The 9,960-nt window shown below is 62.4% G+C and carries 8 protein-coding genes and 1 tRNA gene; all 9 read right to left on the bottom strand.

From position 1 onward, the window contains the following. The coding region (locus tag RJQ10_RS11030; RefSeq protein ID WP_350146529.1) for a glycosyltransferase family protein at nt 1–895 on the bottom strand (895 nt) is incomplete at its 3' end. Nucleotides 896–993: 98 nt separating this feature from the next. Further along, nucleotides 994–3,120, bottom strand: a complete 2,127-nt coding sequence (gene pnp, locus RJQ10_RS11025; RefSeq protein ID WP_350146527.1) for a polyribonucleotide nucleotidyltransferase — start codon at nt 3,118–3,120, stop codon at nt 994–996. Between the two features lie 60 nt (nt 3,121–3,180). Beyond that, nucleotides 3,181–3,450: a 30S ribosomal protein S15 gene (rpsO, locus tag RJQ10_RS11020; protein WP_350146525.1), complete on the bottom strand. Its 270-nt coding sequence runs from the start codon at nt 3,448–3,450 to the stop codon at nt 3,181–3,183. A gap of 104 nt (nt 3,451–3,554) precedes the next feature. Beyond that, complete coding sequence (truB, locus tag RJQ10_RS11015) at nt 3,555–4,484, bottom strand: tRNA pseudouridine(55) synthase TruB (protein WP_350146523.1); 930 nt, start codon at nt 4,482–4,484, stop codon at nt 3,555–3,557. Further along, nucleotides 4,484–4,891 carry a 30S ribosome-binding factor RbfA gene (gene rbfA / locus RJQ10_RS11010; protein WP_350146521.1) on the bottom strand — a complete coding sequence of 136 codons (408 nt, stop codon included), beginning with the start codon at nt 4,889–4,891 and terminating at the stop codon, nt 4,484–4,486. Before rbfA ends, truB begins: the two co-directional genes overlap by 1 nt. Before the next feature lie 13 nt (nt 4,892–4,904). Continuing rightward, on the bottom strand, nt 4,905–7,589 hold the full coding sequence (gene infB, locus RJQ10_RS11005; RefSeq protein WP_350146519.1) for a translation initiation factor IF-2: 2,685 nt from the start codon (nt 7,587–7,589) through the stop codon (nt 4,905–4,907). 65 nt (nt 7,590–7,654) lie between these two features. Further along, a complete protein-coding gene (gene nusA / locus RJQ10_RS11000) occupies nt 7,655–9,148 on the bottom strand; it encodes a transcription termination factor NusA (RefSeq protein WP_350146517.1) in 1,494 nt (497 codons plus the stop codon). After that, nucleotides 9,141–9,635 carry a ribosome maturation factor RimP gene (gene rimP / locus RJQ10_RS10995; RefSeq protein ID WP_350146515.1) on the bottom strand — a complete coding sequence of 165 codons (495 nt, stop codon included), beginning with the start codon at nt 9,633–9,635 and terminating at the stop codon, nt 9,141–9,143. The genes nusA and rimP overlap by 8 nt, the downstream gene beginning before the upstream one ends. A 173-nt stretch (nt 9,636–9,808) precedes the next feature. Further along, nucleotides 9,809–9,885, bottom strand: a tRNA-Met gene (locus RJQ10_RS10990). Nucleotides 9,886–9,960 lie beyond the last annotated feature (75 nt).

The raw sequence follows: 9,960 nt of genomic DNA, 5'->3' as shown, positions 1-9,960 counted from the left end.
GCTCCAGCACCAGCGCCAGCACCGCAAACTCCGGCAGATAATACAGCCCCTGGTATTTGATCCCGACCGCGATGCCGGCGAGGGCCGCTGCCAACAATGCGTAGCGGGCATCCCGATACTGATAGCGCAGGGCCAGGCTGGCGAAAGCTCCTGCCCAGAACGCCATGAGCCCGAGGTCGACATAGGCATTGTCATAGCCCCAGAGCCCGGTAAACACCACCAGCAAACCGGCCCCCAAACCCACTTTCCAGTCGAGGAAAAAACGCCCTGCGACAAAAGTGAGCGACGCCGCGAGCAGGCCGAAAAACATGTGCAACAGGTGCGTCAGCAGATCGCTGCCGACCAGCAGGGCGCCGCTGTAAAGCAGGTTCATATTGTAGGCGGACAGTGGATAGCGCAGCCATTCATTGACCGCCAGACTGCCCTGCTCTGCCCAGAAACGCGCATACGGCAGGTGGTACATCAATTCGTCCCACTCATGCGGGGTCTGCAGCGGCTTGCCCAGCAACGGCAGGAACAGCAGCAGCAGGGCCACCACTCCGCAGCGCTGGGCTGGCGTGGTCCCGCGCCAACGCGCGACGAGACCTTTACAGGCAGCGACAGTCCGGCCTGGCGAAGGGAACCGTGTCAGGGTCGCGACTGCCATGACCCAACCCGAAAGCACCAGGCCCAGGATCACCCCGGAGTTGAACACGCCCAAAACTCCGGCGAGGAACAGCAGCACGATCGCCACACCGGCGCCCGCGGTCACCTGCAGGCTCCAGCGGTACAGCGCCGGCAGCTGCGGATAGCTTGCCATCCAGCCCGCCAGCGGCCGCCCCAGGCCGAACACTGCCACGCCGAATACAGCGAGCAGGATGTAGTGGTACAGGACGAATGAAAAGACGGCGACCATCCCTGGCTCTCCTGGCTGTTATGGCCGAGTGCGAAGCGACGCCGACCAGCATACAAAAAAGGGCGCCGAAGCGCCCCTGTTTGTCCTGCGACGAGTGTTTACTCGTCGTCGGCGACTACCGCCACTGGCTCGGCGACGATGTCGTCCTCAAGCAACTCCTTGATGGACAGCTTGATACGACCGCGCTGATCCACATCCAGCACCTTCACCTGCACTTCCTGGCCTTCCTTCAGGTGATCGGATACGTTTTCCACTCGCTCGTTGGCGATCTGGGAAATGTGTACCAGGCCATCCTTGCCGGGCAGGATGTTGACGAAGGCGCCGAAGTCGACGATGCGCGCCACGGTGCCTTTGTAGATCGCACCGATCTCCGCTTCGGCAGTGATTTCCTCGATCATCGCCACCGCCTTGTCGCGCGCGATCTTGTCCTGACCGAAGACGCGGACAGTACCGTCATCATCGATGTCCACGGTGGCGCCAGAGGCCTCGGTGATGGAGCGGATGGTCGCGCCGCCCTTGCCAATGATGTCGCGGATCTTGTCGGAGTCGACTTTCAGGGTCAGCATGCTCGGCGCGTTGTCGGACATGACCTTGCGCGGCTCTGCCAGTACGGCGTTCATCTGGCCGAGGATGTGCAGGCGGGCCTGTTGGGCCTGCTGCAGGGCAATCTCCATGATCTGCTCGTTGATACCCTCGATCTTGATGTCCATCTGCAGGGCAGTCACGCCCTCGGCAGTACCGGCCACCTTGAAGTCCATGTCGCCGAGATGATCCTCGTCACCGAGGATGTCGGTGAGGACGGCAAACTGGTTGCCTTCCTTGACCAGGCCCATGGCGATACCGGCGACCGGTGCGCGCAGGGGAACCCCGGCGGCCATCATGGCCATGGAACCCACGCAGACGGAGGCCATGGAGCTGGAACCATTGGACTCGGTTATCTCCGACACCACGCGAATAGTGTAGGGAAACTCTTCCGTATTGGGCAGGACCGCTGCCAGGCCGCGGCGCGCCAGGCGCCCGTGACCCACTTCCCGACGACCGGTAAAACCGACCCGGCCAGCCTCGCCCACTGAGTAGGGAGGGAAGTTGTAGTGCAGCATGAAAGGATCGCGGCGCTCGCCTTCCAGGGCATCGATAATCTGTGCATCGCGGGTGGAACCCAGCGTTACCGCGCCGATGGCCTGGGTTTCGCCCCGGGTAAACAGCGCCGAGCCGTGAACCTTGGCCAGGATATCCACTTCGCAGGCTATCGGACGCACAGTGCGGGTGTCGCGACCGTCAATACGCGGCTCGCCTGCCAGAATACGCTTGCGCACCAGGTTTTTCTCGACCGCCTTGAACACGTCCTTGATCTCGTCTTCGACCGGGCCGCCCTCGACCGCCAGCGCAGCCACACAGGCCTTGCGGACTTCGGCCACGCGCTCATAGCGCTGGGCCTTGTCGGTGATACGGTAGGCTTCGCCGAGGTCGGACTTGACCTGGGCTTCCACAGCCGCGGTCAACTCCTGGTTTACGGCGGCCGGCTGCCAATCCCAACGCGGCTTGCCAGCTTCAGCACTCAGTTCCTTGATCGCCTGGATGACAACCTGCATTTCCTGGTGGGCGAACAGTACCGCACCCAGCATCTGGTCTTCAGACAGCTCCTTCGCCTCTGATTCAACCATCAACACGGCGTGCTCGGTGCCGGCGACGACCATGTCCAGCTTGCTGTCCTTGAGCTGGTCGTAGGTCGGGTTGAGGACATAGCCCGTGTTCTCGTTGAAGCCGACCCGGGCACCGCCGATAGGACCGTTGAACGGGCAGCCGGATATGGCCAGCGCCGCAGAGGTGCCGATCATAGCCGGGATATCGGGATCGATGTGCTTGTCTGCGGACATGACGGTACAGATAACCTGTACTTCGTTCATGAAACCGTTCGGGAACAGCGGGCGAATGGGGCGGTCGATCAGGCGCGAGGTCAGGGTCTCTTTCTCGCTGGGGCGGCCTTCACGCTTGAAGAAACCACCGGGGATCTTGCCAACCGCATAGGTCTTTTCCGTGTAGTGCACGGCCAGGGGGAAGAAGGGCTGGCCCGGCTTGGCACTTTTTTCTGCCACTACGGTGACCAGGACGGATGTGTTTTCGACGGTAACCAGAACCGCACCGCTTGCCTGCCTGGCAATACGACCCGTTTCCAGCGTGACTGTCTGGCCACCGTACTGGAATGTCTTTTTAACTGGATTCACATTCTTTCTCCAATGCTATATATGACTACCGGGGCGCAGGGCCCCGGTATGTGGTACCGCTTATCGACGCAGACCCAGTCGCTTGATCAGGTCGGCATAGCGCCCAACATTCTTGCGCTTGAGGTAATCCAGCAGCTTGCGGCGCTGGTTAACCATGCGGATCAGGCCGCGGCGTGAGTGGTGGTCATGCTTGTGGGCCTGGAAGTGGTCCTGCAGCTGGATAATGTTTGCTGTCAGCAACGCGACTTGTACTTCCGGGGATCCCGTATCACCCTCGCTGGTCTGGTACTCTTTGACGATCTCTGCTTTCTTTGCAGCTTCTAAAGCCATGTTGATTTCCTCTTGTGTAATCTGCCTGTGCCGCCACGCTGCTGTGCAGTCCGGCGGCAATCAAAAAAAGAGCCTGTCCGTGCAGATTTACAGACAGGTTCGCGTCACCTCCCGGTGACTATCAGGCGACGCGGCGCTACGCGCCCGTCGTCCAATATCTCGCCAATGCCCAGAAACTGTCCTGTTTCCAGGGCGACGCGCACCATACCACTGTGGGGCGCGTTTGGCACCAGAACCGGCTGGCCCTGGCGCAGATAGTAACCGCCTGACTCGGTGAGACGCACCATCGGCAATGCGTCCAGCGCCGTGTCCGCGGGCTGCAGCAGCGCATCCATCTGCGCCAGCTGCTCGTTGTCCTTCAGTGCCTCCAGGGTCTGCAGGCTGACGCCGTGCTCCAGCGCGAACGGCCCGGCCCGGGTTCGCCGCAAGGCGCTGACATAGGCACCGCAGCCCAGCGCGGCGCCGAGATCCTCGGCGATGGAGCGCACGTAGGTTCCCTTGCTGCACTCGAGGTAGACATCCACCTCCGCGCGCACCCCGGGCCGGAAGTCGCGCAGTTCCAGCACATGGACCCGCACCCGGCGCGATTTGCGCTCCACTTCCTGCCCTTTGCGCGCCAGCTTGTACAGCGGCTGGCCCTGGTGCTTGATCGCCGAGTACATCGACGGCACCTGGTCGATCTCGCCCCGGAACCCCGCCAGCGCGCTTTCCAGCTGCTCCCGGGAAACAGCACTGGCACCGGCACTGGCAATCACCTCGCCTTCGGCATCGCCGGTGCTCCGGCTCTCGCCGAGGACGAAGGTGCTGGCATAGGCCTTGTCGGCGTCCAGCAAGTACTGCGAAAACTTGGTCGCCTCGCCAAAGCACAGCGGCAATACGCCGGTAGCCAGCGGATCCAGGCTCCCGGTGTGTCCCGCCTTGGCGGCAAAGTATAGCCGCTTTACGCATTGCAGGGCCCTGTTGGAGCTCATCCCCGCGGGTTTGTCCAAAACCAGAATCCCGTCCAGCGCCCGGCCCTTGCGCTGCCGTGCCACTAGGTCTCCTCTCCGGGATCTTCTTCATTCGCGCGCAGCCCCAGCTCACGATCCGACTCGGCGGCCCGGCGAATGAGGTCCTCCATCTCCCGACCGCGGCCCACGCTGCTGTCGAAATAGAATCGCAACTGCGGCACGCTGCGCATATTGCTGTCCCGGGACAGCCGGCTGCGCAGAAAACCCGCCGCCTTGTTCAGAACCTCGGCTGCCTCCTTCGCCTCCTCGGCACAGTCGCTGCCCAGGCGCGTGAAATACACCTTTGCATAGCCGAGGTCGCGGCTGACATCGACACCGGTGATGCTCACCATGCCGATGCGCGGATCCCGCAGCTCCAGCTGGATCTGCTGGGCCAGTTCGCGCTGCAGATAGTCCGCAACGCGCTGGGTACGACTGTATTCCTTGGCCATGGCTGTGCCGCGCCTACAGGGTGCGGGCAAACTCCTTCACTTCGTAGACTTCGATCAGGTCGCCGGGCTTGACGTCATTGTAGTTCTTGACGCCGATACCGCACTCCGTGCCATTGCGCACTTCGCTGGCATCGTCCTTGAAGCGGCGCAGCGACTCCAGCTCACCCTGGTAAATCACCACGTTGTCGCGCAACACCCGTATGGGTCGCGAGCGATAGACCGTACCCTCGATCACCATGCAGCCGGCAATGGCGCCGAACTTGGGTGAGCGGAAGACGTCGCGCACTTCGGCGATACCCAGGATTTCCTCGCGCATTTCGGGCGCCAGCATCCCCGTGAGGGCCTGCTTGACATCGTCTATCAGGTCGTAGATCACGTTGTAGTAACGCAGGTCCACGCCTTCCTGCTCGACCAGGCGGCGGGCGGCGTTGTCCGCCCGCACGTTGAAGCCAAACACCACAGCGCCGGAGGTGATCGCCAGAGTGATATCGGTCTCGGCGATACCGCCCACGCCACCGGAGACAATGTTGACCTGCACCTCACTGTTGCCCAGATCCAGCAGCGCGGTCTGGATGGCTTCCAGGGAGCCGCGGACGTCGGCCTTGACCACCACGTTCAGGGTTTTCTTCTCGCCCGCGGTCATGCTTTCGAACATGTTGTCCAGCTTGGCAGCCTGCTGCCGCTGCAATCGGGTGTCGCGGGTCTTGTCCTGACGGAACTGGGCAATTTCACGGGCACGCTTCTCGCTCTCGACAACCGCAAACAGGTCGCCCGCATCCGGGGTACCGTCAAGGCCGAGGATTTCCACCGGGATACTTGGCCCGGCCTCGCTGATGGACTGGCCGTTCTCGTCCAGCATGGCGCGCACGCGACCATATTGCAGGCCCGCCAGCACGATATCGCCCTGGCGCAGTGTCCCGCTCTGGATCAGCAGCGAGGCCACCGGACCGCGGCCCTTGTCCAGGCGCGATTCGATCACGATGCCCTGGGCAGGCACGTCGCGGGGCGCCTTCAGCTCCAGCACTTCCGCCTGCAGCAATACCGCATCCAGCAGGTCATCGACGCCATCGCCGGTGTGGGCAGACACTTCGATGAACTGGGTGTCGCCGCCCCAGTCCTCGGGGATCACATCCTTGGCGGCAAGCTCGCTCTTGACCCGATCCGGGTCCGCGCCTTCCTTGTCCATCTTGTTGATCGCCACGATCAACGGCACTTTGGCGGCGCGCGCGTGCTGCACGGCTTCTTCCGTCTGCGGCATGACGCCGTCATCGGCGGCCACCACCAGGATCACGATGTCCGTGCTCTTGGCGCCGCGGGCACGCATGGCGGTAAACGCTGCGTGACCGGGGGTATCGAGGAAGGAAATCATGCCGTGGCCGGTTTCCACATGGTAGGCGCCGATGTGCTGGGTAATGCCACCCGCCTCACCGGAGGCCACCTTGGCCTTGCGGATGTAGTCCAGCAGCGAAGTCTTGCCGTGGTCGACGTGCCCCATGACAGTGACCACCGGCGCGCGGGGCTCCGGCGTACCCTCGTGCTGGGACAGGGTTTCCTCCAGGCCTTCCTCCAGCGCGTCCGCACTGATCAGCTTGGGCTTGTGGCCCATTTCTTCGACCACGAGGATGGCCGTGTCCTGATCGATCATCTGGTTGATATTGGCCATCACACCAAGCTTCATCAGCTCCTTGATGACTTCGCCAGCCTTGACTGACATCTGCTGGGCGAGCCCGCCAACGGAGGTCATGTCGGCCAGTTCGACTTCGTACACTTTCTTTTCAGTCGGCATTTCGAACCCATGCTTGGAATGTTCGGCGTGGGAAGAACCACGCATCTTCTTGCGCCCGCCACGGCGGCGCATCATGCCGGATTCGGCTGCTTCCAGATCGTTCAGGGACAGGTTGTGTCCGCGCTGCTTGCCGCGCCCACCCGGGGCGTTGCGATCGATCCGGCCCTTGGCAGCCTTCTTGCGCTGCTCCTCGGTTTGTACCGGCGCCGGGGCATCGTGCAGGCGCTTGGGCTGCTTGCGCGCGGCGGCTTCTTTCTCGCGCTCGACCTTGGCCGCAGCTTCCGCCTGCGCGCGATCTTCTTCCGCCTTGCGTGCTTCCAGCGCGGCCTTGCGGGCTTCGGCTTCCGCCGCCTCGCGGGCCATGCGGCGCACCATGGCGCGCTGGCGCAGCACTTCCGGATCCAGGTCTTTCTCGTCTTCCGGTTCGATGTCCAGCTCCGGCTCAGGCTCGGGCACCACCACTGCGGCCGCCGCAGCGGCTGCAGCGGCTTCGCGTTCCGCCGCCTCCCTGGCCTCGGCAGCGGCCGTGGCTTCTGCCGCGGCCTGGGCCTCAGCTTCGCGCGCGGCCGCTTCAGCGGCGGCAACATCCTGCATCTCGGACTCGGCGTCCGATGCATCGCGTTTCACGTAGGTGCGTTTCTTGCGCACTTCGACGTTGACCGTCTTCCGGCCCTGGGAGCCGGTAGTGCGCAGGGTACTGATCGTCTTCCGCTTCAGCGTGATTCGCTTGGGCGCAGCATCCGACTCACCGTGGCTGCGCTTCAGGTAGGCCAGCAGGGTCTGCTTGTCTTCTTCTGACACGGCTTCGCCGGCAGCCCCGTGCGGCAGCCCCGCTTCCTTCATCTGCGTCAGCAGACGGTCCACGGGCGCTCCCACTGTCTCTGCGAGTTGCTGTACTGTCACTTGCGCCATGCAATATTCTCCTTAATCCCGTGAAGCCCTGATGCCCTGAGGTTGTGTATCCAGATCTCGCTGGCCTACTCGCTCTCCTCGGCAAACCAGGGTGCGCGCGCTGTCATGATCAGCTCACCGGCACGCTCCTCGGTCATATCCGGAATATCCATCAGGTCATCGACGCCCAGCTCCGCCAGGTCTTCCATGGTAATCACATCACGGCTGGCCAACACATACGCCAGGTGACGGTCCATGCCATCCATTTCCAGCAAATCCTGGGCAGGCTCTTTGGCGCCGAGCTGCTCTTCGGACGCGATTGCCTGGGTCAGCAGCGCGTCCTTGGCGCGGGCGCGCAATTCCTCGGCGATATCCTCGTCAAAGCCCTCAATTGCAGTCATTTCTTCCAGCGGTACGTAGGCAACTTCCTCCAGCGTGGTGAAGCCCTCCTCGACGAGGATCTCCGCCACCTCGTCGTCGATATCGAGTTGTTCGATGAACATCTGGATGACTTCGCCGGCCTCGGCGTCGTGCTTCTCGGCCGCCTCGTCCGTGCTCATCACATTGATGGTCCAACCGGTAAGCTCGCTGGCCAGGCGCACGTTCTGGCCCGAGCGGCCAATCGCCTGGGCCAGATTGTCCGCAGCTACCGCCACTTCCATGGTGTTGCTGTCCTCGTCCACGACAATGGACTCAACCTCTGCCGGTGACATGGCGTTGATGACCAGCTGGGCCGGGTTGTCGTCCCAGAGGATGATGTCCACGCGTTCATTGTCCAGCTCGTTGGAGACTGCCTGCACCCGCGAACCACGCATACCAACGCAGGCGCCCACCGGGTCAATACGCTGGTCGTTGGTTTTCACAGCAATCTTGGCGCGCGAGCCCGGATCCCGGGCCGCCGCGCGGATCTGGATCACCTCTTCGGCGATCTCCGGCACTTCGATCTTGAACAGCTCGATCAGCATCTCCGGGCAGGAGCGGCTCAGCATCAACTGCGGGCCGCGGGTCTCGGTGCTGATTTCCTGGAGGATGGCGCGCACGCGGTCATTGACCCTGAAAGTTTCGCGACCGACGAGCTGGTCGCGGGGCAGCAGGCCCTCGGCATTGCTGCCGAGATCGACGATCACGTTGTCGCGGGTAACCTTCTTGACCGTGCCGGCAACCAGCTCGCCGACCCGGTGCCGGTACTGCTCCACGACCTGGGCGCGCTCGGCGTCCCGCACCCGCTGCACAATAACCTGCTTCGCAGTCTGGGCCGCGATGCGACCAAAACCGACATTGTCTACCGCTTCCTCGAAAACATCGCCGGGCTTGAGACCGGGGTCCTTCTCGATAGCCTCCTCAGTGGTGAACTGGGTGCCCAGCAATGCCATTTCGTCATCGGGCACCACCAGCCAACGACGCTTCGTCACGTAGTCGCCGGTTTTGCGGTCAATCGTGACCTCAATATCGGCGTCCTCGTCGTAGCGTTTCTTGGTCGCTGTCGCCAACGCCAGCTCGATCGCCTCGAAAATGATGTCCTCGGACACCCCTTTCTCGTTGGAGACGGCCTCAGCCACCATCAGGATCTCTTTATTCATTCGTAGCCTCGCCAGTTACACTGACCGCACCCTCGATGCGGGGATGAATTCGCGCCTTGTCGACAGCGCTGTAGGGCAGCAGGTACTCGTGGTCGTCAATCCGCACCACAACGTCCTCACCCTCAATACCTTGCAACACGCCCTTGAAATTGCGTCGCCCCTCAAAGGGCCTGCGCAGGCGCAGCTCAACCACCTCCCCGGCAAACGCGGGAAACTGGTCCAGCCGGAACAACAGCCGATCCATGCCGGGCGAGGACACTTCGAGCGTGTACTCGCCGGTAATCGGATCCTCGACATCGAGCACTGCACTGACCTGGCCGCTTACCCTGGCGCAGTCGTCCACGCTGATTCCCGCCTCCGCATCAATATAGATGCGCAGCACGCTGTGCTTGCCCTGTGACAGGTACTCGATACCCCAGAGCTCAAAGCCCAGGGCTGCCACTGTAGGCTCCAGCAGCTCAAGCAATTCCTGTTGTTTGGTCGCCAATCCGACTCCATTCACGTCACAAACTTTTCTGCGGTTCTTGAAAAAGCCCGCGCGGGGCTTTTTCTTCAAAACCCCGAACAATCCCTTCCGGGCTTTTTTCGCAGATACGAAAAAGCCCCATGAAGGGGCTTTCGCGAAACGTGCCGCCAATTCGGAGCGGACGACACGTGTGTTGGTAGCGGGGGCCGGATTTGAACCGACGACCTTCGGGTTATGAGCCCGACGAGCTACCAGGCTGCTCCACCCCGCATCAAAACTTCCTCGACATGAAGGCCCCTTGGCACTTCACACTGAACCGAACCAACTTAACCAGCCCAAATTCGAG

The sequence above is a fragment of the Haliea sp. genome, from assembly GCF_040222615.1.
Classification (GTDB): domain Bacteria; phylum Pseudomonadota; class Gammaproteobacteria; order Pseudomonadales; family Halieaceae; genus Haliea.
Note: the sequence above shows the minus strand (reverse complement) of the source record. Positions and strands in the feature narration are given on the sequence as shown.